This window comes from Ruegeria halocynthiae, from assembly GCF_900106805.1.
Taxonomy (GTDB): domain Bacteria; phylum Pseudomonadota; class Alphaproteobacteria; order Rhodobacterales; family Rhodobacteraceae; genus Ruegeria; species Ruegeria halocynthiae.
Genome location: NZ_FNNP01000001.1, coordinates 1,010,662 through 1,035,565, shown reverse-complemented (window position 1 = coordinate 1,035,565; position 24,904 = coordinate 1,010,662). Strand labels below are relative to the sequence as shown.

Here is a 24,904-nt window from a genome sequence, read left to right as displayed (position 1 = left end):
CCCGAGGTATTTTTAGCCAGATGAAGCAAGCGGCACAGACCGCATCAGGGAGTTTGATATGAGCACTGTGATCAAGAACGGGACCGTTGTGACCGCTGATCTGACCTATAGGGCGGATGTGAAGGTTGAGGGTGGTGTGATTACCGAGATCGGCCCGGACCTGCGGGGTGACAAAGAGCTGGATGCAAGTGGCTGTTATGTCATGCCCGGTGGGATCGATCCTCATACGCATTTGGAAATGCCGTTCATGGGCACATATTCCACGGATGATTTCGAAAGTGGCACGCGGGCGGCGCTGGCGGGCGGGACCACGATGGTTGTGGATTTCGCGCTGCCCAACCCCGGCGAAAGCCTGTTGGATGCGCTGAAGCGTTGGGATAACAAATCGACGCGGGCGAACTGTGATTATTCGTTCCACATGGCGGTGACGTGGTGGGGGGAACAGGTGTTTGATGACCTCAAGACGGTCATCGAGACGCGCGGGATCAACACGTTCAAGCATTTCATGGCCTATAAAGGCGCGCTGATGGTGAATGATGATGAGCTGTTCTCGTCATTCAAGCGTTTGGCCGAATTGGGCGGTACCGCGTTGGTTCATGCCGAAAACGGCGATGTGGTGGCTGAGCTAAGTGCGAAGCTTTTAGCCGAAGGCAATGTCGGCCCCGAGGCGCATGCCTATTCCCGGCCGCCGCAAGTGGAGGGTGAAGCAACCAACCGGGCGATCATGATTGCTGATATGGCGGGTGTACCGCTTTACGTGGTTCATACCTCCTGCGAAGAGGCGCATGAAGCCATCAGGCGTGCCAAGATGCAGGGCAAGCGGGTTTGGGGTGAGCCGTTGATCCAGCACCTGACACTGGATGAAAGCGAGTACTTCCATCACGATTGGGAGCACGCGGCGCGGCGGGTCATGAGCCCCCCGTTCCGGAATAAGCAGCATCAAGACAGCTTGTGGAATGGTCTGCAATCGGGAACGTTGAGTGTTGTGGCCACGGACCATTGTGCGTTTACGACCGAACAGAAACGTCATGGTGTGGGTGATTTCACCAAGATCCCGAACGGGACCGGAGGGTTGGAGGATCGGATGCCGATGCTTTGGACCCATGGGGTAAATACCGGGCGGTTGACGCCGAATGAATTTGTGGCAGTTACTTCAACAAACATCGCCAAGATATTGAATTGTTACCCGAAAAAAGGCGCCGTACTTGTGGGCGCGGATGCGGATCTGGTGGTTTGGGATCCAGACAAGGCCAAGGTGATCTCTGCCGAGACGCAGCAGTCATCGATTGACTACAACGTTTTCGAGGGCAAAGAAGTGCGCGGGCTGCCACGTTTCACGCTGACCCGTGGCACCGTGGCTGTGCATGATGGCGAGATCCAGACACAGGAAGGGCATGGGAAGTTCGTAGCGCGCGAGGCCAATACCCATGTGAACAAAGCTCTGAGCACCTGGAAAGAGTTGACCGCGCCACGGCCGGTTGAGCGGACGGGTATTCCGCCGACGGGTGTTTGAGTGCCAATCCTGCGTGGAATGTTGGGCTATCTGGCAGCTATACTAGTCGTATCTTTGTTATTCTGGGGATGGCAAATGAGTGTAATTTCAAAGCCGTGGCCGACGCAACTTGTTTGGGTGGAAATGTCAATTGCAACGTTGCCATTAGCTATAGTGGCATCGGCAATTCCAACTTTTGTTCTGCGAATGGTTGCGGTGACCTTTCACTGGTTCAACGCCATTGCAGCTGTGACAGCAGGGGCGATGACTGGCGTAGCCATCTATCTGTATTTTTTCAGCTCTGAGAACATGTCAGGTCGACCGACTGCGGCAGTCGTTTACGAGCTGCTGGCTTTTATAACGCTGGGTGTGATTGCGGGACTAATATGGTTCTGGATTGAAAGTGTGGGGACAACTAAAGAATGACAACAGGTGATCCGGTGATTGAGGCCAAGCATCTCGATCTCACCTTCCAAACAAACGACGGACCAATCCATGCGCTGAAAGATGTAAATCTATCGATTAGCAAAGGCGAGTTCGTTAGCTTCATCGGTCCCTCTGGCTGCGGAAAGACCACATTTTTGCGCTGCATTGCAGCGCTAGAGACACCAACAGGCGGAACTCTGTCTGTGAACGGCATGACCCCGGACGAGGCGCGGCGGAATCGGGCCTATGGGTATGTGTTTCAGGCGGCGGGTCTCTATCCGTGGCGGACGATTTCTAAGAATATCAAGCTTCCGCTTGAGATTATGGGATTCTCGGCGGCCGAGCAGGAAGAGCGTGTTAACAAGGTTTTGGAACTTGTTGATCTTACTGGATTTGAAGGCAAGTTCCCGTGGCAATTATCAGGCGGCATGCAGCAACGGGCAAGTATCGCGCGGGCCTTGGCGTTTGATGCGGATATTCTGCTGATGGATGAACCATTCGGCGCGCTTGATGAAATCGTGCGCGACCATCTGAACGAACAGCTGTTGGCATTGTGGGCGCGGACCGAGAAGACCATAGGCTTCGTGACGCACTCGATCCCCGAGGCGGTGTATCTCAGCACCAAGATCGTTGTGATGAGCCCGCGGCCAGGTCGGATTACGGATGTGATCGACAGCCCTCTGCCAAAAGAACGGCCTTTGGATATCCGCGACAGCACCGAGTTTATCGAGGTGGCCCACCGCGTGCGTGAGGGGCTGAGGGCTGGTCATGGGGATGATGTTTGATGACGAGCGATGGCATCAGACGGGCATCTTTGGATGATATGACAGATTGCGCACGGATCATATGGACCTGGGCGAAGCAGACAGGCTGGATGCCCGATGAATTGCCGCAAGAGGAACTGGCAGGCCTGATCCGTGAGGCGTTTCCCAACCGGGACATCTGGGTCGCAGGAGATCCGCCTGACTGTTACATGTCGATCGATCCGGTCGAGCATAAAGTTGGCGCGCTCTATTGTCTGCGAACGGGGCAGGGTGTCGGCAAACGGTTGTTGGATAAGGCAAAGGAAGGACGCGACCATCTTTGGCTAACTACGCATGTGCCAAATGTGGACGCTCAGCGGTTCTATCGGCGCGAAGGGTTTGTTGAGACGGGACGGGAACCTCCGGTGCCGCCTGAAACAGTTCCCGTCATACGGATGGAGTGGCGCGCATGAAGCAGATCATAGCCGTCCTCACCGTCATCGCCGCAATTGTCGTTGTCTGGTACGCAGCCTGTATCCCGATGAATATCAAAGGAGTTCTGACCGAGCAGGAACGCGCTGGTGCCGAGGTTCTGCCGCCTTCGGCCAAGGATCGACGAGACATGGGTGAGATCGGTCTGACCTTGAACAACAGTTTCGCCATACCGGCTACATGGGAACAAGATCGCCCGCGTCTGCCAGCGCCGCATCAGGTCGCAATTGAAATGTGGGAGACCACGATACAGAAGAAAATCACCTCAAAACGCTCGCTGATCTATCATGGTTGGGTGACGCTGAGTGCCACGATGTTGGGTTTCGCCATCGGGACCGGGTTGGGCATCCTGCTGGCCGTTGGAATTGTGCATAGCCGGGTGATGGACCTGTCGGTGATGCCCTGGGCGATTGTCAGTCAGACCATTCCCATCATCGCGCTGGCCCCCATGATCATCGTCGTCCTGTTTTCGGTTGGCGTTCAGGGGATCATCCCTAAGGCGATCATATCGGCCTATCTCAGTTTTTTCCCGGTGGTCGTCGGCATGGTGAAAGGCTTGCGCAGCCCGGATGCCATGCAACTTGATCTGCTGCGGACTTACAGCGCCAGTCGCGCTCAGGGGTTTTGGAAGCTGCGTCTGCCGGCTTCGATGCCGTATCTGTTTGCGTCTCTGAAAATCGGGGTGGCCGCATCGCTGGTCGGGGCTATCGTCGGTGAATTGCCAACAGGTGCGGTGGCAGGGTTGGGCGCGCGGCTACTGGCGGGCAGTTACTATGGACAGACCGTTCAGATATGGTCAGCGCTTTTTGCAGCGGCTGTTCTCGCCGCCTGCCTGGTTGGTCTTCTGGGACTGATTGAACGGACGGTCCTGAAGCGGATGGGGATGGCGCAATGATACCTATTTTTGGTGCAATCGGCGTCTGGCTGTTAGGGTGGTGGCTGAACAGCCGTTTGGCCAGTGGACCCTATGCTGACACGCGGATGGTCCGGTTTTTGGCTCCTCTTATCTTCGGCCTGACGGTGATTGTCATCTGGGAGTTGGTCGTGCGCGGCCTGGAAGTGTCGATGGTCATCCTGCCCGCACCGTCCGTCATCTGGGACCGTTTCTGGGACAGTTTGCCGACACTTTGGGCGGACTTTGTTCAAACGATCATTAAAGGCGCATTGAGTGGCTATATCATCGGGTGCATCTCGGCCTTGTTGATGGCGATTGCAGTGGATCGATGGGATTTCCTGCGTCTTGGGCTTCTGCCTGTCGGCAACTTCGTCGCGGCGCTTCCCATCGTGGGCACGGCCCCCATTCTGGTGATGTGGTTCGGCTTTGACTGGCACTCTAAGGCCGCCGTGGTCGTGGTGATGGTGTTCTTTCCGATGCTCGTGAACACCGTGGCAGGGCTGCGCGAAGCAACCGCCATGCAGCGCGATCTGATGGAGACCTACGCGGCCACTTATTGGCAAAGCTTCCTAAAGCTGCGTCTGCCTGCAGCGATGCCATTCATTTTTAACGGGTTGAAGATATCTACCACTCTGGCGCTGATCGGCGCTATCGTGGCCGAGTTCTTTGGCTCACCCACCTTGGGTATGGGCTTTCGGATATCAACCAGTGTCGGGCAGCTGTCGCTCGATATGGTCTGGGCCGAAATCGTGGTGGCTGCGCTGGCAGGGACGGCCTTTTATGGTCTTGTGGCGATGATCGAAAAGGCGGTGACCTTCTGGCACCCGTCGCAAAGAAGTTAAAATTCAACAGACCCCATAAACGGGGCAAACATAAGCAACTAGGAGATATGATGATGAATAAGCTACTCAGCGGGGCGGTTGCCGCCTTTGGCCTGGCAGCCAGCGCGGCACTTGCTGCGGATGAGGTGACACTGCAGTTGAAATGGGTCACACAGGCACAGTTTGCGGGTTACTATGTTGCCAAGGACAAAGGCTTCTACGAAGAAGAGGGGCTGGATGTCACTATTCTGCCCGGTGGTCCCGACATTGCGCCCACACAGGTGATCGCAGGTGGCGGTGCAGACGTGACGGTGGAATGGATGCCTGCCGCACTGGCCGCCCGTGAAAAGGGTCTGCCTTTGGTGAATATCGCACAGCCCTTCAAAAGCTCAGGGATGATGCTGACTTGCTGGAAGGATGCTGGAATTGCGGCGCCTGATGATTTGAAGAACCGCACTTTGGGCGTCTGGTTCTTTGGCAACGAGTTCCCGTTCATGAGCTGGATGAGCCAGCTGGGGATCAACACAGATGGCAAAAGCGAAAGTGGTGTCGAGGTTCTCAAACAGGGCTTTAACGTCGATCCGCTGCTGCAACGTCAGGCGGATTGCATCAGCACCATGACCTACAATGAATACTGGCAAGTCATTGACGCCGGTGTCACGCCCGAGGAACTGGTGACTTTCAAGTACGAAGATCAGGGTGTCGCGACGCTAGAAGATGGTCTGTATGTGCTTGAAGAAAACCTGAGCGATGCGGCATTCACCGACAAGATGGAGCGGTTCGTTCGCGCATCCATGAAGGGCTGGAAATACGCCGAAGAGCATCCGGATGAAGCTGCTGAGATCGTTCTGGAAAACGACGCGACCGGTGCCCAGACCGAAGAGCATCAGAAGCGTATGATGGGTGAGATTGCCAAGCTGACCGCAGGATCAAATGGTGCCTTGGATCCGGCTGATTTCAATCGCACGGTTGAAACATTGCTGGCTGGTGGTTCCGATCCGGTTATCACCAAGCAGCCCGATGGTGCCTGGACACACCAGATCACGGACGCCGCGCTGAACTAAGCGCAGCCTAAGCCGATGTTATCTAACGCGGCCCTTACTGGGGCCGCGTTTCTTTTTGCGAGTGTCGGAATTGTGCCTGTACTTGCGGACCAGAGGGATTAGTATTTACCTGTAATTCATAGTATTATGTCACAGTGAACCAAAAAAATAGTAGAATATGCAGGATTTTGCATCAGAATTCACCCGAGCGCTCTCGCTGATCCTTGAGGGGGATTCTGAGCTGTGGGCGATTGTGCTTTTGTCACTCCGGGTCTCGATCTTTGCGGTTCTGATTTCGGCATTGATCGGGATGCCATTCGGGGCTGCATTGGCGGTTGCGCGGTTTCGGGGACGGCGCGCGCTGATCATCCTTGTGAATGCGTTGATGGGCTTGCCACCGGTTGTGGTCGGTTTGCTGGTTTACCTGATGCTGTCCCGATCTGGCCCATTGGGTGTGCTGGAACTGCTCTATACCCCCACCGCCATGATCATCGCGCAGGTGGTGCTGGTGACACCGATCATGGCCGCACTCACGCGGCAGGTGGTTGAGATCCTGGCCGAGGAGTATTCTGAACAGCTTCGCTCGCTTGGTGTTTCGCGGTTGGCTTCAGTTCCAGTGTTGCTTTGGGACGCGCGGTTGGCGCTGGTGACCGCGCTGCTGGCCGGTTTTGGCCGTGCGATCGCCGAGGTCGGAGCAGTGATCATAGTGGGCGGCAACATCAACCATGTGACTCGCGTGATGACGACCACGATCGCTCTTGAAACCTCCAAGGGTAATCTAGCGCTGGCGCTGGCTCTGGGGGTGATCCTGATCGGCTTAGCGATAGCGGTGAACGCGATGGTCAGCGCGTTGGCCCTGCGTGCCGAGCGAGAGGGGCTGAGCCATGCGTGATGCCGTGACCGGAGCACAGGGCATATTGGAAGTGAACAACCTGCGCATCGAACGCGATGGCAAGGCGTTGCTGGATGTCCCACATCTTTGTCTGGGCGGTCCTGGCCCAACATTGATCCTTGGACCAAATGGGGCCGGCAAAAGCCTGCTACTGCGCTGTCTGCACGGTCTGATACATCCAGATCGGGGGCGTGTATGTCAAAACGGAGCCGCGTTGAATGCTGGCCACAAAACACGGCAGGCAATGGTGTTTCAAAGCCCTGTTCTGCTGCGTCGCTCGGTTGCCGCCAATCTGGACTTTGTTCTGAAACGGCGATCCCTGCCGCATGCTGAAAGGAAGCAACGTATCGAGGCCTTGTTGGACGAAGGTGGGTTAGGCGGTAAGGCACGTCAACCCGCGCGTTCGCTTTCAGGGGGTGAGGCGCAACGTCTGGCGATCCTGCGCGCTTTGGCTTTGGGCCCCGAAACGTTGTTTCTGGATGAACCCACCAGCGCACTCGATCCCAGTGCCACTCAGATGATCGAACGGATGATCTTGCGCGCCTCAGAGCGGGGCGTGCGCATCGTGATGGTAACGCACGATATTGGACAAGCGCGGCGCTTGGCATCTGACATCGTAATGATGCAGGCGGGGCGTGTGGTTGAACACGGAAAGGCAATGCAGGTTCTGGAAGCCCCGGAAAGCAACGAGTCTCGCCGATATCTGGATGGTGGCCTCGTTACCTAATTAACAGAGATGGAGATAACGAATGATCCCTGAATTCATTCGTGCATCAATTTTTGCACTTGGACTGACTGCAACAGCAGGCATGGCTGAAGAGCCCTTTATCATTGTGCAATCAACGACCTCGACGCAAAACTCGGGCCTGTTGGATTACATCTTGCCCGGGTTTGAGGCCGAAACTGGAATTGACGTGCGGGTTGTGGCGGTCGGGACCGGTCAGGCGATCCGAAATGCGATTAACGGGGATGGCGACGTTCTTTTGGTTCACTCCAAGCCCGCCGAAGAGCAGTTCGTGACTGATGGCTGGGGGGTCGAGAGGTTCGATGTCATGTATAACGATTTCGTTCTCGTCGGCCCGAAATCTGATCCGGCCAAAGTCAAAGTCGATGCGGATATCGTTGCGGCCCTTGCGGCGGTAGCCAGCTCACAAGCGCCCTTCGTTTCGCGTGGCGATGACAGCGGAACACACAAGGCCGAGATGCGCCATTGGGAGGCGGTGGGTGTTGATCCGACAGAGGCGTCGGGAACATGGTATCGCGAAGCCGGTGCGGGCATGGGCGCATCTCTGAACGTGGCCAGCGGAATGGGTGCGTATATTCTGACGGACCGTGCGACGTGGCTTTCCTTTGGAAACCGAGGCGATCTTGAGATTCTGGTCGAAGGCGACCCTCGATTGTTCAACCAATATGGTGTGACGCTTGTAAACCCAGAGAAGCACCCTGGCGTACGTGCAGCCGCAGGGCAGAGGTTCATTGACTGGTTAATTGGTCCCGATGGTCAGGCCGGGATTGAGTCCTATGAGTTGGATGGGCAGCAGATGTTCTTTCCGAATGCAAATTAGAATTCGCTTCCGGTGAGAGTATTTGGACAAAGAAGAAGGGTTAGCCACTTGCGCCGTTGTGATGAATTTGGCCCAGATGTGTGAGGTCATAGCCGCCCAATTCGGTCGCTCGTTCGGTGAAACGTTCGGATCGCAGGAATTGGATTAGTGTCTGCATGGGTGGCTCGAAGTAGGCACGACGCCAGATGGCGAGGTCTAGCCGTTCGGAGTGCGTTGGCACAAAACTCAGACCGTATGGACGTGCGAGCGCCCCGAGACCGAACCCGGCTTCGGCCTTTCCGTCGCGTAGGGCAATCGCCAGTTCTTCTTCAGTGCGGGCGCAGATTGGGAGGGTATTCAGGTCGCCTCGGCTGAACCCATACTTGTCGAGCTCTGCGTCGAACAGGTGCTGACTGGCGGCACTGTCTTGTCGCAGGATGACACGACGGGCCTTCAAGTCCTGAAATCCTGAAATTTCGGACGCACCGGGCGCAAGCAACAGGCCGCGCTGTCGATGGGCGATCTGGTAGAGGATCACCGGGGCATTACCCACTTTGTCGCGCAGAGACTGGGTATTGAAGCCTTCGGGTTCGTGGATATGCAGCACAGCCGCCTGTGCGGTGCGGTCCGACAGGCGGTTTAGCCCATCGAATGATCCGTCATAGTAGGTGGCCAGCCCCGATCCACTTTCCCTTAGCGCCCAGTCCAACAAGGGATCATGACTGCCGGCAACAATGGGGGGCAGGGGTAGCTCGACCACTTGCGGGCCAGAGCGGGAGGCATTGAGCCATGCAATGATCTCGGCCTTGGGGAACAGCAATTTGCCCATGGCACGCACACAGGGAATTTCGCCGGACGACGCCAGATCATAGGCTTTCCGCTCGCCAATGCGCAGCAAATCCGCCAGTTCGCGGGTGGTCAGGTATTGCGACATTCAGTCGAGACGCACCGAAGATCCGGAACCCGAATCTGCAGCGCTGAATCCGATCTGGTCCAGCACAGTAGGTGCAGCAGCGGTAACGGCGACCATCACAACGACGGCGAAAAGGAAGGCTTTCATGGTCTCCTCCGGCTTAGTTTTTTGATGCCGTCGCGCGTCGTAAGAAGGTGACCAGATCATTACGGTCTTGCGACCCGGTGATCCGCTGCATCGGCATCTTTGATCCCGGAATGTAATGGTCCGGGCCCTCGTCGAAAAGAGCGTTTATTGTCTCTTCATCCCAAATGATATCAGAGTTCTGCAGGGTGTATGAATAAAGATAGTCCGGTAATGTGCCCGCTTTGCGTCCGAAAATTCCATGTAGGGTTGGACCTGCGCGCCGCTGGCCGTTCGGAGCCAGGTTATGACAGATTGAGCATTTACGGGCGAATTGGCGTTCCCCGTTTCCCATATCGTCCGGGTTTTTGAGAAAACTGGGTTCGTTTGCCGCCATCTGTTCGCGATCTTCTGAGGTCGAGACTGGCCAGCTATACATCGCTTCATCAATTCCTCCGGCGTGAATATTCCGCCCATCCGTCGAAAAGGCCAAAGCCCAAACCGGCCCACGCAATGTGGCCCTGAAATCCTGTGCGATACGCCAGTTCAACGTATCGATAACCATGATGTGACCCTCACCGTCACCGACTGCGAGAAGGCTCCGATCAGGACTAAGGGCAAGCGCCAGTATTGGACGCCGGTCCAGCGTAAAATCGCGTACCTGTCTGTTTGTCATATCGAGGATACGGGTGACGCCATCGACGGCACCGTAGGCGATCCAGTTGTCCGCAGAATTCAAGACCAACTCGTTCACGCCGAACCCATGCTCGACGAGTCGATCCACCTCCTGACCGCTTATGACATCCCAGACGCGGACTGAACCATCGACGCCCGCCGAAAAAAGCTGTGATCCGTCAGCAGTGAACTCCACCGCATTTACCCCGCTGCCCGTCGGCCCGAGCAGCTTGGGCTCTGATCCATCGACCGGCCATAACCCGATCGTTCCGTCCCAACTTGCTGTTGCGATATGAGTTTTTGATGCAGCGAGCCCGACTATCTTTCCTTTGTGTTGCCCGACAATTTCGCCTCCGGGCCAGCGGCGAAGCGTGAAATCATCTCCGGCGGAATAGATTGCAGTACCGTTGAATACGACGCTGTTGACGGCAGCCTCATGCCCTTCCAGCCATTCAGGGTTCTGTCTGGTCCAGATGCCAACCGAGTTGTCGAAACTCGCTGTTGCGATACGGCCATCTGGTGCGGTTGCGATGCTCATGATCGGTCCACCGTGGCCTTTGAGTGTGAAGAACTCGGCTGAGGCGGGTAGGGGGGCCAAGGCCAATGCTAGAATTAACCAGCGCATCTATTCCGCAGGCGAGGCCACGCTCTTGCTCGCCTCATTTTCCTGCACCTCATCCAACCACAGCGAGTGATGCTCGCGTGCCCACTGTTCCTCGACCTCGCCTGTGCCCATCGCGTCAAACGCGCCTTCCATCCCGACCGAACCCAGATAGATATGGGCGATGATGATGGCGATGAACACATAAGCCACCATGACGTGCCAGACCTGCGCATACTGCATCTCTTCCTGCGGAGACATCTGTACTGGAAGATCAAGGCCAAGCATCTGCGGAATACCGGTTGTATTCGCAATCGAAAAAGTTTTGGCAAACAAGGGCATCTCGAAGGGAAACAGCAGGGAAAGGCCCGACAGGCTGATGGAAATACCCAGCAGGATACACGCCCAAAAAATGATCTTTTGCCCGGCGTTGAACTTCCATGCGGGCGGGTGACTGCCTTTGGTGAACAGACCTCCTCCGGCGGCCAACCAATTCAGGTCGGTTCTGTTGGGGATGTTATGCGCGATCCAGTTCAAAGTGACGATGATCAGTCCCAGCATGAACGACCACGCAAGGTTGTTATGCAGCCATTTGCACCCCTGTGCGATAGTCGCAAATCCCTCTTTCCCTAAAACGGGGATCAGGAAATCCCGGCCATATAGCGTCAAAATGCCGGTAATTCCGAGTATCAGGAAAGATCCGGCGAACAGCCAATGGCCGAACCGTTCGAAACCGGAAAATCGCGTTACGGTGCGACCTGTTTTTTCCCCGTCGATGCGGATCTTGCCGCGGAGTAGGAAGAACAACAGTATGATCGCCAGCATTCCGGCCAATATGTAAGTGCCGTACTCGCGAAGCGGGCCGGTGCGAAAGTTCAGCCACCACATCCCACCATCCTGGATCAGAACGCTGGCGGCGGGTCCTCGGGATGAAACTGTGACATCGGCTGATCCATATCGAAGTGAGCGATAAACATCGCTGTCTGACGCGATCCCGCGTGTTCCCAACTGCCCCAGCAGCCCCTCGGCATTTCCCTGTCCGGTATTTTCGGACCGATAAGCATTGTTGACCTGCTCTCCGCGCTGACGTGCCAGAATGTCTTCAAGGGTCGTTGCACCCCCGGTGGTCGATCTGTCCGGGGCCTCTTGTGCCAGAGCGGGCACCGTGAGGATTAGAATGCAGAAGATAAGTCGCAGAAATGGCATGTCAGCCTCTGTCGCAGTTTTGCAATCGATCCTCTGCCACTATGCGCGGCAGAGATTTTTCGTCGAAAAATCTTGTGGTGCCCCGGTGCGAAGCAATCGTACCGGGACATTTGTTGACGGGTTTACCCGTCTTTCTGGTCGTAGGCCGTGCCCCAACCCCAAGCGCCCGAGCCGAAGCCGCGCGCCACGACGCGTTCGCGGTAAACAGCAGACACCACGTCGCCATCACCGGCGAGCAGGGCCTTGGTGGAACACATTTCGGCGCAGATGGGCAGTTTGCCCTCGGCGATCCGGTTGCGACCGTATTTGGCGAACTCTGCCGTCGAGTGCGTTTCCTCAGGTCCTCCGGCACAGAAGGTACATTTGTCCATCTTGCCGCGCGATCCGAAGTTGCCCGCCTGTGGGTATTGCGGCGCGCCGAACGGGCACGCGTAAAAGCAATAGCCGCAGCCAATGCACAGGTCCTTGGAGTGCAGGACGACGCCTTCTTCGTTCTGATAGAAGCAGTCGACCGGGCACACCGCCATGCAGGGCGCGTCCGAACAATGCATACAGGCGACCGAGATCGAGCGTTCACCCGGATTGCCGTCATTGATCGTCACCACTCTGCGGCGGTTGATGCCCCACGGCACCTCGTGCTCGTTCTTACACGCGGTTACGCAGGCGTTGCATTCGATGCAGCGTTCAGCGTCGCAGAGAAACTTTGCTCTAGCCATTATCGTTCTCCTTACGCTGACCAGATTTTGCAGAGCGTCACCTTGGACTCCTGCATCTGGGTCACTGAATCATAGCCATAGGTCTGAGCGGTGTTGGAGCTTTCGCCCAACACATATGGATCAGCGCCGGCAGGGTATTTGTGCCGTAGATCCTCACCCTGGAAATGGCCGCCAAAGTGGAAAGGCATAAAGGCAACGCCGGCACCAACCCTATTGGTCAGCAACGCCATCACCTTAACCTTGCCGCCTTCGGGTCCTTCGACCCAGACCTGTGCCCCATCCCGAATACCAAGGTTGTTGGCATCGCGCGGGTTGATCTCGACGAACATGTCCTGCTGCAGCTCAGCCAGCCACGGGTTCGACCGGGTTTCTTCACCACCGCCTTCATATTCGACCAATCGACCTGACGTTAGGATTATTGGATAATCCTTTGAAAAGTCGTTCTTCTGGATCGAAGCATAAAGGGTTGGCAGGCGATAGGCTTGCCGGTCTTCGTAGGTTGGATAATCCGCTACCAAATCGCGACGTGGCGTATATAGCGGCTCACGATGCAGTGGGATCGGATCCGGGAATGTCCAGACAACCGCACGGGCCTTGGCGTTCCCGAAGGGCGCGCAGCCATGCTCGATCGCAACCCGCTGAATGCCGCCCGACAGGTCGGTCTTCCAGTTGGTTTTCGGACCGGCCACGGCGTCGATTGCCGCGCGCTCCTCGTCCGTCAGATCGCCATCCCAGCCAAGGTCCATCAGCATCTGCATCGTGAATTCAGGGTATCCATCCTGAATCTCCGATCCAACGCTATAGACCCCTTCGGCCAGCAGGTTGGCACCATCGCGTTCCACGCCGAAACGGGCGCGGAAGGTCAGGCCGCCTTCGGCCACGGGTTTGGACATGTCATAAAGGTTCGGTGTCCCCGTATGACCCATCTCGGCGGTGCCCCAGCAGGGCCATGGCAGACCGTAGTACTCGCCGTCGTTGGGTCCACCTATGGCTTGCAGTGTGGTTCTGTCGAACGTGTACTGGTTGGCCATATGGCTTTTCAGACGTTCCGGCGACTGACCGGTGTAACCGATGGTCCAGAGGCCCGAGTTGAACTCACGCGTGATGCTTTCAACATTCGGGGTCTCCGGGTCTTCCATCTCGATATTGCGGAAGAGCCGATCTGCCCAGCCAAATTTGTTGGCGAACTTGGCCATGATGACCTCGTCCGGCAAGCTTTCGAACAGGGGCTCGACGATCTTGTCACGCCACTGCAGCGAACGGTTTGACGCCGTGACCGAGCCACGGGTTTCGAACTGCGTACAGGCCGGCAGCAGGTAAACGCCATCGGTGCGGTCATGCAGAACGGCGGAAACGGTGGGGTACGGGTCGATCACGACCAGCATGTCCAGCTTTTCCATCGCCGTTTTCATCTCCGGGCCCCGCGTTTGCGAGTTTGGTGCATGACCCCACAGAACCATGGCGCGGACGTTGTTGTCCTGATCCATGTTGGCCGGGTCTTCCAGAACACCATCGATCCAGCGGGAGACCGGAATGCCGCGTTCGTTCTGCAGCGGCTTGTCCTTGCCTTCCTTGTCTTTGATTGTGGCAAACTGACCTGCCAGCCATTCGGGCTCTTCACCCCAGACACGTGCCCAGTGGCCCCATGCGCCTGCGGACAGACCATAGTAGCCGGGCAGGGTGTGGGACAGAACACCAAGGTCGGTTGCGCCCTGTACGTTGTCATGGCCGCGGAAAATGTTGGTGCCACCACCAGAGGTGCCCATGTTGCCCAAGGCAAGCTGTAGCACGCAATAGGCGCGGGTGTTGTTGTTGCCGTTGGTGTGCTGCGTGCCACCCATGCACCAGACGACCGTACCGGGACGGTTATTCGCCATCGTGCGGGCAACACGCTTGAGCTGCGATCCCGGGGTTCCTGTGACGCGTTCCACCTCGTCCGGGTTCCACTTGGCTACTTCTTCACGGATCTGGTCCATGCCCCAGACACGGGTGCGGATGAACTCTTTGTCTTCCCAGCCGTTGTCGAAGATGTGCCACAGGATACCCCATACCAACGCGACGTCTGTACCGGGGCGGAAGCGAACATATTCATCTGCATGGGCCGCAGTGCGTGTAAAGCGCGGATCACAGACGATTAATGGAGCGTTATTCTGCTCTTTCGCACGCAGTATATGCAACAACGAGACGGGGTGCGCCTCGGCTGGGTTGCCACCGATGATAAAGATCGCCTTGCTGTTGTGCATGTCATTGTACGAATTCGTCATGGCGCCGTAGCCCCATGTATTCGCAACACCCGCAACAGTGGTCGAGTGGCAGATACGGGCCTGATGGTCCACATTGTTCGTGCCCCAGTAGGCGGCGAACTTGCGGAACAGATAGGCCTGTTCGTTGTTATGCTTTGCCGATCCCAGCCAGTATACGCTGTCCGGCCCGGATTCCTCGCGGATGCTCATCATGCCGTCGCCGATCTCGTTGATCGCCTCTTCCCAGCTGATGCGCTTCCACTCGCCGCCTTCCTTTTTCATCGGATATTTCAGGCGGCGTTCGCCGTGGGCGTGCTCGCGAACCGAGGCCCCCTTGGCGCAGTGTGCTCCTAGATTGAATGGGCTGTCCCAGCCGGGTTCCTGCCCGATCCAGACGCCGTTCTGCACTTCGGCAATGACAGTACAGCCGACCGAACAGTGGGTGCATACGGATTTGATGTTTTCTACGGCCTGATTTGCCGCTGTCTGGGCGCTGGCTGGCGTCACGGTTCCACCCGTGGCGCTGATCGCGGCCAATCCGCCGATCGTCAGGCCCGAGCCACGCAGGAATGCGCGGCGATCGACGGTTTTCTCGCCGACCTGGGACAGGATACTTGTCCGCTGGGGGCGTCTCGCAACCCCGTTGGTCTTTTTCCTAAGCATTTCTCTCCTCCCTTGCGCGCCATGTGAGCCATGGCTGGCTTGGTACTTCTCGTGCCGACGTCAGGGCCAATCGCAACCGTCTATCGGGTGTGAAAACGTCCGATCCAATAACCGGGTGCTTTCATCGTGCTAGAAGCGTGTGCTTTCTAGGTATGCGCGGGTATGCGCGGTATCCTGCATCCGGGTATCGTCCGTTGGCATTTCGGCTGCTTCGGCTTTCCCGGTCAGGCTGGCTGCGGCGACTGCTGCGGGCGCTGCGGTTCCGGCCAGTTTGAGGAAGTCGCGGCGGGTTGCGCCTTCTTCCTTGGTCTTGCTCATGGGCTCCTCCTGTCCCAATTGCGGTTTGGTGCTGCGAAGCACCGGCGAATGGCGGGCTAGGCCGCCGTCATTCGGAACGCCTCACGCTCGATCTCCATGAATACCCGTCCGGCTGTGCCGACCGAGGCATAGAGAACCGAGCTTTCGGCACCTTCCAAATCCGAATAGAAATGTGCGGCCCAGGGGCCGATATGTTTGCTCCAGAAAGCTTTCTGATCCTCAAGGGAGGCGGGCGCGCCGAAACGACCAATGATCATGCCCGCCATCATCTCCATCAGCGAGGCGATGTTGTCCTCGGGCTCATAGACATTCTGCGCCCGAGTGATGCCGCGCGACGCCATGTCATTGCGCAGTTGGGCCAAAGGTTTTTCGTTCAGAAAACCGGTGAGATAGAAACTGGCATAGGGCAGCAGCTCTCCGCGTCCCAATCCGATGAAAAGCGCGTTGAATTCACGCTCGGCAGCGGCGGGCTTGGTGACCTTGGCCACCCGTGCCATCGCTTGAATCGCCTGACCCAGATCCGAGGCGTCGCCGGTCAGCCCAGCCATCTGGTCAAGAAGCAACTGATCTGGCGGTCCGGCTAGCAGCAGACCCAGAAAATTGTAGAAATCCGCGCGCAGGCGATCCTCGGTCGAAACATCAAGGGTTTGCGCATTATCTGCGGTCATCAAGTCATCCTTCGAATTCAATTTTCATGCGGCGCGGGGCAGGGTGAAAATCAGCTTCTTCTTCCGGTTCCTCGACCTCAGATTCCACTAGCGTTACTGCCTTTGGGATCGGGTCCTCGACCAGAATCGGTCCATGCTGAAGCTCTTCAATTGAAACGTCCGGTTCATCTTTTTCCGCTTCGGCTGCCAGTGCTTCGACATGGGCCAACATTCCTTTGCCGACTTGATAGGCGGTCTGTATGTTTTCGATTACGCAGGCCGCGTCGGTATAGTCCTCACCGTAATCGACCAGCCCGTCCACATTCGCCAGCACCGGGTTCAGTCGCCATAGCCGGCGCAAAGCACGGCGACGCAGGCGGTCAGGAACCGCCTTGGCCATGAAGCCCGAGACGTCATCACCGCACTGCAACTGATTGGGATCAGGCAGATTAAGCTCCGCCAGAATCTCGGCATCACTTTTTTCTTCCAATTCAGCCTGTTGTGAGGCGAAGGCCTGTGTTTCGATCGCGGTCTGTTCGGCCTGGGCCTCCTTCTGAACGGCGGCTTTTCGGCGAGACCAGAAGTCGCGTACCTGGCTCATTGCACCGACCTCCTTGGTGCGCGATAGACATCTGATGCCTGCCGGATGCGCGCGTCACCCCGGCCGTCCTCGATAAGGTCAATCCGTTTCTTGTCGCGCCGACGTTTGACGAAGACCTCATCCTTGTGATGCTGAAGCGTAAAATCCCGCACCCAGGCGATCAGACCTTCGGTCATCGGGATTTTCTCGACGATCTCTTCTCCGGTATCGGCATAGTCCTGACCTTCGAACGGAGAGGCCGTGACCAATACAGCCTCAAGCGGCTGATCGCCTTTCAGCTCGTCTCGCAACACCAGATATATGGATGGTTGACCATCGGCCAGATTGACCATGTAGGCTTCGGTTTCGTCGCGCCAAAGCGTCAGGGGCAGGGTTGCTGCATGGTACTCAACCGCTTCTCCTTCACGGCGAAGCTCCTGCCAATCGGCGGGGCCTGCACCCGGCAAAACTGCGACCGCACGCCAGTTCCACTGGACCCAGCGGGTCACTCCGGGTGTTTTGCGCACGACGACGCCAACCGACATTTCAATCTGGCTTGCGGCCTTGGCCACTGGCTCCTCCCCAGAAGGCTCTCCCCTGCCTTCATTGATGTGTACTATGGTACATAAATTGAGGCTGTGCCAAGTCCACTTGCGTTAATTTGGTCGTTTTCGCCGATAATTTATTCGTTATTTGCCTCAGGGATTGGGTGATGCATGAGCGTTGATGAAGAATAATGCATAATTCTGGTTTTCCACGAGGTACAACATTGCCACCGTACGGATTAGGTCTAAGGTGAATGAGAGCGGCAAACAGTCCGGGAGAGGATATGTCCAGCAAGCTTTTGTTATGTGATTGCGAGGGGACGCAATCGCTCGACTTGGATCAAATATCCTCGGCCTGTGAGATGAGCTGTTCCAAGGTCCATACAGCGCTTTGTACCCGAGAGCTTGGCGTGGCGGCCGAAATGCTTAAGACAGAAGATCAGTTGGTAATCGCCTGTGGGCAGGAGACTGTCGTTTTTTCTGACCTTGCAGATGACCTCGGCGTGGATCAGCCGGGTTTTGTTGACCTGAGAGATCGCGCAGGCTGGTCGGAGCAGGGTCAAGATGCGGCACCAAAAATGGCTGCGCTGGCGGCTGAAGCGATATTGCCGCAGCCGATCACCTCTGCCGTCGATGTCATCAGCGAAGGCACCTGCTGTATCATTGGGCCGGGTGAGATCGCTTATGATCTGGCAGGGCAATTGTCGGACAGTTTGGCCGTAACAGTATTGGTCACAGATCAGGCCCAGCCTCTGAGCCGCAGTTTTGATGTTATCCGTGCCAAAGTGCGAAACCTTACGGGTTCACTTGGCGGGTTCACTTGGCAGCTGGATCAGGTGCAGCAGCTAGAGCCCGGCGGGCGTGGAAACTTCGCGTGGAGCGCGCCGCGCGATAGGGCATCTTCGCGCTGTGATATCGTTGTTGATCTGACCGGGGGAACACCTTTGGTTACCGCCCCCGACAAGCGCGAAGGTTACCTGCGCGTCGATCCCCGTGATGCAGTGGCGGTTGCGCGCGCGGCTTTTGATGCTGTGCAGCTTGTGGGAACGTTTGAAAAACCGCTTTACGTACGGCTGGACGAGGCGCTCTGTGCCCATTCGAGGGCCGGGCAGACGGGGTGCTCGAACTGTTTGGATATATGCCCAACCGGCGCCATCATCCCGGCCGGAGATTATGTCGCGATCGACCCAATGATTTGTGCCGGGTGTGGTGAGTGTTCTGCCCTGTGCCCGTCGACTGCGATCACATACGAAGACCCGCCGGTTTCAGCAGTTCTTTCACGGATGCACATACTGGCGCGAACCTTCCGGCGCGCGGGGGGTGTTGCACCGCGTTTGCTGGTGCACGATGCCCATGGGTCACAGATGATACGAATGGCTGCCCGGTTTGGCCGAGGTCTTCCTGCAGATGTCATTCCGCTGGAACTGAATGGGGTGTCGGGTTTTGGTCATGCTGAGATGTTGGCCGGTCTGGCACATGGTTTCGCCCGTGTTGACGTCCTGATGGGACCCAAAACCGAGCGGGATGCGTTGGATCGGGAACTGGTTCTGGCACAGGCCATCGCAGGGCAGGGCGCCCTGAGCCTGATTGATGAGGTCGATCCGGATGCGCTTGCTGATCTGCTTTATGCGCATGACGCTCCGCAGCCATTGGCAGACCCGGTTCTTCCGCTAGGGAATCGACGACAAATAACACGTCTCGCGGCGCAGGCGCTGAATCCGGATGCGGAGGCGCCTTTGTCCTTGCCCGCTGGTGCACCTTATGGCGCGGTTGTGGTGAACACTGACTCCTGCACTTTGTGCCTCAGTTGCGTGTCTTTGTGTCCCTCAGGGGCGCTGATCGACAATCCTGATAAGCCGCAGCTGAATTTCCAGCAGGATGCCTGCCTGCAATGCGGTATCTGTCGCACGATATGTCCTGAACAGGCCATTGCCCTGGTGCCTCAGCTTGACCTGAGCGACAAAGCGCTTTCGCAACAGGTTCTGAACGAGGAAGAGCCGTTAGAATGTGTCGAATGTGGTGCAGCCTTTGGTGTGAGATCTACGGTAGAGCGCATTATGGAAAAACTGTCAGGGACACATCCGATGTTCGCGACTTCGGATCAGGCAAGAATGATCCAGATGTGTGATGATTGCAGGGTAAACGCACAGTTCCACAGTACCGACAATCCGTTCCAGTCGGCCCCCAGACCCCGCGTCGTGACTACGGATGACTATTTCACAAAGCGCAAGGATCACTGAAGTTGCAGTGGTGCGCCCAGATCGGCGGCGCTGAGGGCGGCGACGAAGGCCAGGATTGCATCGAGATCGGTCAAGGTCATCTCAACCGGATGAATGGGCGAGGGGCGTTCGGGTGGGAAGGGCTCGGTTACGCCTTCGATCTGGGTGAAGGCGGGGTGCGGGTTCAGGGCAAAGAAAGCCTGAAACCGCTCGGACCAGTCGGGCATTGCGCGCAAGACGGCGAAAGACGGCGTTGAGCCAAGCCCGTTCATTCGGTTCTGCGGCCCGATCACGTGGCACCGGCCACAATGAGTCATCGACAAATCTTGACCCAAAGCAGCATCGCCGTCGACCTCTTGCGTCTTTTCGGCAACCGCGACGTCAAAACGCGCGCTGAAGGTCGCACCATCTGCAGGAGCAAAGTTTTCGACTGTCCGCTTGCCTATATCCGACAGCAACCATTCGCGGAATCGCGTCTGTTTTGGTGCATCCGTTGTACGAAGGTGGTAAATCACGCCATCGCGGGCAAAGACCGGATCACCCGGAGGTGAAAGGACCAATGACATGACGCCGTTTTCATCTGCGACAACGCGTATCCCGGTCTTGAGTGAGAAGCGCGGAAGAATATGTTGCAAAAGACCCGAGTCGGAAATCTCGTCTGGTGCTGCAAGGCCAAGCGCCTCTTGCGACCAAGAGGGGGTGGCAGAGAGCGTCAGGCTCAGGCACAACAAGACAAAGCGCATGGCCAAACCTAACGGCGACGGGTCAACTGCGTCAAATGAACGAAAAGAGACGGAGTATCATGCAATGAGCGGCGACCACAATCAGTCGATACGCAAGGCACCGATTGCAGGGCGGGGAACGGGGGTGATCGCATGAGCATCCGTGACGCGGTTCTGGCAAACCTGAAAAAGATTACGGACCCGATATCGGGTCAGGATATTGTCAGCGCAGGCATTGTCCGGGCTTTGAATGTCGAAGGCGACACCGTGCGGTTTGTGTTGGAGATCGACCCCAAACAGGCCGACAAGATGGAACCCGTGCGCGCGACTGCCGAAAAGGCTGCACAGATGGTGGATGGGGTTGCCAATGTCTCGGCCATGCTGACCGCGCATTCGGACAAAGCTCCGCCTGATCTGAATCCCAAACCAAAGCCCTCGCAAACCGGCCCTCAAGCTGTGCCTGGCGTGGATCGGATCATCGCTGTGGCGTCGGGCAAAGGTGGCGTCGGCAAATCCACCGTTTCGGCCAACCTCGCCTGTGCGCTGGCCGCTGAAGGTCGGCGCGTCGGTCTGCTGGATGCGGATGTCTATGGCCCATCGCAACCCCGCATGCTGGGTGTCTCGGGTCGTCCAGCCAGCCCGGATGGCAAGACGATTCTGCCGCTGCGCAATCACGGCGTCACGATGATGTCGATGGGGCTGATGACCAACGAAGGGCAAGCAGTAGTCTGGCGTGGCCCAATGCTGATGGGCGCGTTGCAGCAGATGATGAGCCAGGTGCAGTGGGGTGCGCTGGATGTGTTAATCGTCGATCTGCCGCCCGGGACCGGTGATGTGCAACTGACGCTGAGCCAGAAGTTCATGGTGGACGGGGCCATTGTGGTTTCGACCCCGCAGGACGTGGCATTGATCGACGCCCGCAAAGGGATCGACATGTTCAATCAGCTCAAGACTCCGATCATCGGGATGATCGAGAATATGTCGACCCATATCTGTTCAAACTGCGGTCATGAAGAGCACGTCTTTGGCCATGGTGGTGTGGCGTCCGAGGCTGAAACGCTGGGCGTTCCTCTGCTGGGGGAAATCCCGCTGCACCTGGATATTCGTGTTGCCGCCGACGGGGGCGCCCCGATTGTGGTCAGCAAACCCGAGAGTCCGCAGGCCGAAGCCTTCCGCAAAATTGCCAAAGACATGATCGCCAATGGTAACGCATGAGTGAGCCGGTTTTCCCCCCTCTGCTGACGGGTCATCCGGTTCAGGGTGGGGAAGATCCGTTCGCGCGGGCCAGGGCCTTGGCGGCGCTGGGCTGCGATTCAGGGACGGTGGTCTACAACATTCAGGCGGATCATCTGCGGGTGGCCATCGTCTTTGCGCCCGAGGTGGCCTTGCAAGATGCGATGGCGATGCTGCCGCTCTGCGCCGTAGGGTTCCAGAACGCGCTGGGCGCTTTGGCACCGCCCGAAGTTGCGGTGCATCTGGGTTGGGATGGGTTGATCTGCGTGAACGGCGCCCGGTGCGGTACGTTCCGCGCGGCGGCGTCCACGACCGACCCTGCCGAGGTTCCGGACTGGCTTATCATCGGATGGGAACTGACCTTGCTGCAGACCAGCGAAGCGCCGGGGAATGCGCCTGACGTAACCGCGCTGTATGAAGAGGGCTGTGCCGACGTTTCGGCAACCAATTTGGTTGAAAGTTGGTCGCGCCATATGATGACCTGGCTTAATCGCTGGCAGGAGGACGGCAACGCACCACTGCATAGTGAGTGGATGGGATTGCTGCGCGGGGTCGGAGAGCCAATCGCACAGGCGGGAGTTTTTCTTGGGACCGACGATCGCTTTGGTATGCTGATCCGCGACGGCGCCGATACACAGTTGCGCCCGCTGACTGAATTGTTGGAGACTGCCTGATGAAACTCGCCCGTGCGATCCATTTCGATGAAAGCGACATGAACGTATTTCATTCTCCGGCACGGACCGGTGAGTGGTGCATCTCTGGTGGTTTCGAGTTTTCGAATTGGGGTGAGGCTGATCTTGAGGGGAAGGCGCGTCAGGCTTTCGCCAATGGCTGGCTGGGGCTCGATACCTTCGGGCGCGTGACGTTTGTGGCTGTCACTCAAGTTGAACAGCCCGAGTTGGATCAGGCCGCGCAGAATCTGGCAGAACATTTTGTTCGCCTGTACGGCGCGCCGTCGACCGACGCGGCAATGGATGTGGCTCAGGCCGAGATTGTGCATATGTCCGAGCTGTGCGAGGAGCACGCACCGAACACCCTTTTGACCGTCGCGCGAGAATTGTCCGGAGCAGGGGTGCACGAGGCGTACCGGGTTATCACTCCACAGGACGCCCAACTCGAAGCGCTCGCCGTCCATGGTGCACTGGATGATTAGATCAGGTCGGCAAACCCACCAAATTGCCCACGCTTGAATATCAGCCCCTGTCCGGGGCGGTGCATTACGGTTTCAACCTCGCCCACCAGAATCAGATGATCCCCGGCTTCGTGCCGAGACGACAGGCGGCAATCAAACCGGGCAAGGCATTCTGCCAGACGGGGCCTTCCGTCCGGATCCGGCTGCCAGTCGGCATGTGAGAAATCAAACCCGTTGCGCGCAAAGCGCAAAGCCTGATCGTGCTGTTCCTGTGCCATCACATGGATTGCGTAATGTTCACAGGCGTTGAACGCATCATACCTGTTTGAGTCCCGGTCCAGGCACCACAACACCAACGGCGGGTCCAGTGATACGGATGCAAACGAGTTCACCGTGATCGCGGCAGGGCCATTGGCCGTATTGGTGGTCACGACAGTGACACCGGTACCGAAGCACCCTAAAGCCTCGCGAAAGGCGAGGCGCTGTTCGGGGCCGGGATTGAATGTCTTTTCGGTCATCACGCGCTCGTTCAATGGGCCTGTCTCAGGTGCCATGTGGCGCGGGGATTGTCCACGAAAAGCTTTGCGGTTTTCAGTATTTCCCGATCAGTTGAGGTCTTCCAGCAGACGCCCGTGTTTGCGGGTCTCGGCGATGACATCGCCAAAAGCCATCATACCGCGGGCCTTCAACATGGGCAGCATTCGAACCAATGCTTCGGCGGTGGCAAGTGCATCGCCCAAGGCTGTATGTCGAAGGGTTTCGGGGATGGTGACGTCCAGCCTGTCACAGACCGCATCAAGGGTGTGGGTTTCGCTGGCCCCGAACAGAACCGCCGACAGCAAAACCGTGTCCAGAATGGGATGGGTCCATTCCACCCCCATCTGTTCGGCATTGCGGCGCAAAAATGCCATATCGAATGGGGCGTTATGAGCAACAATAACAGCGTCACGGGCGAATTGATGAAAGCTACGCCCGGCCCCGGCGATGTCAGGCGCGCCCTGAACCATCATATCGTTGACCCTGTGCACCTTGGTCGACGCAGGCGGAATCGGGATGCCTGGATCGACCAGCGTGTCGAACTGCTCACCTTTGACAATCTTGCCATTCACCACCCTAACAGCACCGATCTGCACGATCTCATCTTTGTGCGGCAACAGTCCTGTGGTTTCGGTGTCGAAGACCACAAAACACAGCTCGGACAGGCTACGCCCCTCAAAGACCTCATCCCCCGGTGTCTCGAGCAGATCGAAATCATAGACCAGCGGGCGGGCATCTTCGGGCGGAATGCGTGCGACGCTTCCCTCGAAGACCAGCATGTAGCCTGGCGCGTCACCCAGCGGTTTCATCCGGGCGGAATAGGTTTGCCGTCCATCGACGCTGGATAAGGTGCAGTAGACATCCATACCGGTTTTGCACATCTCTTTGTAGGCATCGGTCAGTCCGGTACTTTCGAGATAATCAAACAGTGATGCATTCAGCCGCGGGTGAGCGATCTGGGCCAGAACCCCGGCCGCCTGCGCGTCATACAGAACGATCTGGTGCTTGGGGCCTACCAAAAGCATCGCAACGGGTATCTCGGAGAGCAGGGCTGTAAGCCGTTGTTTCTCGACGGCCAGATGAGCGGTTTCCGCAGCGACGGCTTCAGCGGTTGTCATGGCGTTTTCCGCCAGTTGTTCTGCCAGCCCTGCGGCTGCAGGAGCCAGATCACCCAAATACCGCGCCGCTTGCAGATCGAGATCGGTGCTGACACCGGCATGGGCGCGGGCGCGGAGCTGCGAAGAAAGACGCTCGATCGGTTTGGCCACGTTGTCATCGAACAACAGCCAGACCCCTGCAATCAGCCCAAGTAAACCAAAGGCGATCAGCGCATCCGCGAAAATGAACGCGTCGATCAGCGATCGATCGGCCGCGCGTTTATAGCTGAACCATAAGGCCGCCGAGCTTACAAAGATCCCGCCCAATGCCAGCAGGCAAAAGAACAGAAAGATGCGCAGGCGTAGGCTCAGATTGTGCAACATGG

General features: G+C 57.4%; 27 protein-coding genes. 14 read left to right on the top strand and 13 right to left on the bottom strand.

Annotated elements, in window-relative coordinates:
* The first annotated feature begins 58 nt into the window (after positions 1-58).
* The 10 genes from hydA (at position 59) to BLU89_RS05180 (ending at position 8,369) form a co-directional block, all read left to right on the top strand.
* A complete protein-coding gene (gene hydA, locus BLU89_RS05225) occupies positions 59-1,513 on the top strand; it encodes a dihydropyrimidinase (RefSeq protein ID WP_074735016.1) in 1,455 nt (484 codons plus the stop codon).
* Positions 1,514-1,588: 75 nt separating this feature from the next.
* Positions 1,589-1,918, top strand: a complete 330-nt coding sequence (locus BLU89_RS05220; protein ID WP_143030515.1) for a hypothetical protein — start codon at positions 1,589-1,591, stop codon at positions 1,916-1,918.
* Positions 1,915-2,703 (top strand): ABC transporter ATP-binding protein, encoded by a 789-nt coding sequence (locus BLU89_RS05215; protein ID WP_074735013.1) that lies wholly within the window; start codon positions 1,915-1,917, stop codon positions 2,701-2,703. Before BLU89_RS05220 ends, BLU89_RS05215 begins: the two co-directional genes overlap by 4 nt.
* On the top strand, positions 2,703-3,134 hold the full coding sequence (locus BLU89_RS05210) for a GNAT family N-acetyltransferase (RefSeq protein ID WP_074735012.1): 432 nt from the start codon (positions 2,703-2,705) through the stop codon (positions 3,132-3,134). The genes BLU89_RS05215 and BLU89_RS05210 overlap by 1 nt, the downstream gene beginning before the upstream one ends.
* Positions 3,131-4,048, top strand: coding sequence for an ABC transporter permease (locus tag BLU89_RS05205; protein WP_074735010.1), 918 nt, complete (start codon positions 3,131-3,133; stop codon positions 4,046-4,048). Before BLU89_RS05210 ends, BLU89_RS05205 begins: the two co-directional genes overlap by 4 nt.
* Positions 4,045-4,890, top strand: a complete 846-nt coding sequence (locus tag BLU89_RS05200) for an ABC transporter permease (protein WP_074735009.1) — start codon at positions 4,045-4,047, stop codon at positions 4,888-4,890. Before BLU89_RS05205 ends, BLU89_RS05200 begins: the two co-directional genes overlap by 4 nt.
* A 53-nt stretch (positions 4,891-4,943) precedes the next feature.
* Complete coding sequence (locus tag BLU89_RS05195) at positions 4,944-5,933, top strand: ABC transporter substrate-binding protein (RefSeq protein WP_074736401.1); 990 nt, start codon at positions 4,944-4,946, stop codon at positions 5,931-5,933.
* Positions 5,934-6,090: 157 nt separating this feature from the next.
* Entirely contained in the window at positions 6,091-6,804 is a 714-nt protein-coding gene (locus BLU89_RS05190; protein ID WP_074735007.1) for an ABC transporter permease, read from the top strand.
* Complete coding sequence (locus BLU89_RS05185; protein WP_074735006.1) at positions 6,797-7,531, top strand: ATP-binding cassette domain-containing protein; 735 nt, start codon at positions 6,797-6,799, stop codon at positions 7,529-7,531. The genes BLU89_RS05190 and BLU89_RS05185 overlap by 8 nt, the downstream gene beginning before the upstream one ends.
* 22 nt (positions 7,532-7,553) lie before the next feature.
* Entirely contained in the window at positions 7,554-8,369 is an 816-nt protein-coding gene (locus tag BLU89_RS05180) for an ABC transporter substrate-binding protein (protein WP_074735004.1), read from the top strand.
* A gap of 40 nt (positions 8,370-8,409) precedes the next feature.
* Here BLU89_RS05180 and BLU89_RS05175 read toward each other — a convergent pair whose 3' ends face one another.
* From BLU89_RS05175 to BLU89_RS05135, 10 genes are all read right to left on the bottom strand, one after another.
* Positions 8,410-9,282: a helix-turn-helix transcriptional regulator gene (locus BLU89_RS05175; protein WP_074735003.1), complete on the bottom strand. Its 873-nt coding sequence runs from the start codon at positions 9,280-9,282 to the stop codon at positions 8,410-8,412.
* Positions 9,283-9,408, bottom strand: coding sequence for a hypothetical protein (locus BLU89_RS21880; protein WP_281241183.1), 126 nt, complete (start codon positions 9,406-9,408; stop codon positions 9,283-9,285). It lies immediately after the preceding gene.
* A 13-nt stretch (positions 9,409-9,421) separates the two neighbouring features.
* A complete protein-coding gene (locus tag BLU89_RS05170) occupies positions 9,422-10,684 on the bottom strand; it encodes a c-type cytochrome (RefSeq protein ID WP_074735001.1) in 1,263 nt (420 codons plus the stop codon).
* Positions 10,685-11,866 carry a formate dehydrogenase subunit gamma gene (locus BLU89_RS05165; RefSeq protein ID WP_074735000.1) on the bottom strand — a complete coding sequence of 394 codons (1,182 nt, stop codon included), beginning with the start codon at positions 11,864-11,866 and terminating at the stop codon, positions 10,685-10,687.
* Between the two features lie 122 nt (positions 11,867-11,988).
* Positions 11,989-12,582: a formate dehydrogenase FDH3 subunit beta gene (fdh3B, locus tag BLU89_RS05160; RefSeq protein ID WP_010439472.1), complete on the bottom strand. Its 594-nt coding sequence runs from the start codon at positions 12,580-12,582 to the stop codon at positions 11,989-11,991.
* 11 nt (positions 12,583-12,593) lie between these two features.
* Positions 12,594-15,488 carry a formate dehydrogenase subunit alpha gene (locus tag BLU89_RS05155; protein WP_074734998.1) on the bottom strand — a complete coding sequence of 965 codons (2,895 nt, stop codon included), beginning with the start codon at positions 15,486-15,488 and terminating at the stop codon, positions 12,594-12,596.
* Between the two features lie 129 nt (positions 15,489-15,617).
* Complete coding sequence (locus BLU89_RS05150; protein WP_074734997.1) at positions 15,618-15,806, bottom strand: ubiquinol-cytochrome c reductase iron-sulfur subunit N-terminal domain-containing protein; 189 nt, start codon at positions 15,804-15,806, stop codon at positions 15,618-15,620.
* Between the two features lie 56 nt (positions 15,807-15,862).
* Positions 15,863-16,474 (bottom strand): TorD/DmsD family molecular chaperone, encoded by a 612-nt coding sequence (locus BLU89_RS05145; protein WP_074734995.1) that lies wholly within the window; start codon positions 16,472-16,474, stop codon positions 15,863-15,865.
* A gap of 4 nt (positions 16,475-16,478) precedes the next feature.
* The gene (locus BLU89_RS05140; RefSeq protein WP_074734993.1) at positions 16,479-17,054 is read right to left on the bottom strand and encodes a DUF3306 domain-containing protein; all 576 of its coding nucleotides are present in this window, start codon (positions 17,052-17,054) and stop codon (positions 16,479-16,481) included.
* On the bottom strand, positions 17,051-17,605 hold the full coding sequence (locus BLU89_RS05135) for a DUF3305 domain-containing protein (protein WP_083347675.1): 555 nt from the start codon (positions 17,603-17,605) through the stop codon (positions 17,051-17,053). Before BLU89_RS05135 ends, BLU89_RS05140 begins: the two co-directional genes overlap by 4 nt.
* 257 nt (positions 17,606-17,862) lie before the next feature.
* On the opposite strand from BLU89_RS05135, the gene BLU89_RS05130 reads away from it, so the two are divergent.
* A complete protein-coding gene (locus BLU89_RS05130) occupies positions 17,863-19,818 on the top strand; it encodes a 4Fe-4S binding protein (RefSeq protein ID WP_074734992.1) in 1,956 nt (651 codons plus the stop codon).
* Here the strand turns inward: BLU89_RS05130 and BLU89_RS05125 are convergent.
* Complete coding sequence (locus BLU89_RS05125; protein ID WP_074734990.1) at positions 19,812-20,540, bottom strand: c-type cytochrome; 729 nt, start codon at positions 20,538-20,540, stop codon at positions 19,812-19,814. The genes BLU89_RS05130 and BLU89_RS05125 overlap by 7 nt on opposite strands.
* Before the next feature lie 132 nt (positions 20,541-20,672).
* Here BLU89_RS05125 and BLU89_RS05120 point away from each other — a divergent pair, with 132 nt between their 5' ends.
* From BLU89_RS05120 to BLU89_RS05110, 3 genes are read left to right on the top strand one after another with little or no spacing between them, the layout of a single operon-like run.
* Positions 20,673-21,734, top strand: a complete 1,062-nt coding sequence (locus BLU89_RS05120; RefSeq protein WP_074734989.1) for an Mrp/NBP35 family ATP-binding protein — start codon at positions 20,673-20,675, stop codon at positions 21,732-21,734.
* Entirely contained in the window at positions 21,731-22,426 is a 696-nt protein-coding gene (locus BLU89_RS05115; RefSeq protein ID WP_074734987.1) for a biotin/lipoate--protein ligase family protein, read from the top strand. The genes BLU89_RS05120 and BLU89_RS05115 overlap by 4 nt, the downstream gene beginning before the upstream one ends.
* Complete coding sequence (locus BLU89_RS05110) at positions 22,426-22,905, top strand: DUF6505 family protein (protein WP_074734986.1); 480 nt, start codon at positions 22,426-22,428, stop codon at positions 22,903-22,905. Before BLU89_RS05115 ends, BLU89_RS05110 begins: the two co-directional genes overlap by 1 nt.
* On the opposite strand, the gene BLU89_RS05105 is transcribed toward BLU89_RS05110, so the two are convergent.
* Both BLU89_RS05105 and BLU89_RS05100 read right to left on the bottom strand, forming a co-directional pair.
* Positions 22,902-23,402 carry a flavin reductase family protein gene (locus tag BLU89_RS05105; RefSeq protein WP_074736398.1) on the bottom strand — a complete coding sequence of 167 codons (501 nt, stop codon included), beginning with the start codon at positions 23,400-23,402 and terminating at the stop codon, positions 22,902-22,904. The genes BLU89_RS05110 and BLU89_RS05105 overlap by 4 nt on opposite strands.
* Positions 23,403-23,489: 87 nt before the next feature.
* Entirely contained in the window at positions 23,490-24,902 is a 1,413-nt protein-coding gene (locus tag BLU89_RS05100) for a 3'-5' exonuclease (RefSeq protein WP_074734984.1), read from the bottom strand.
* Positions 24,903-24,904: the final 2 nt, after the last annotated feature.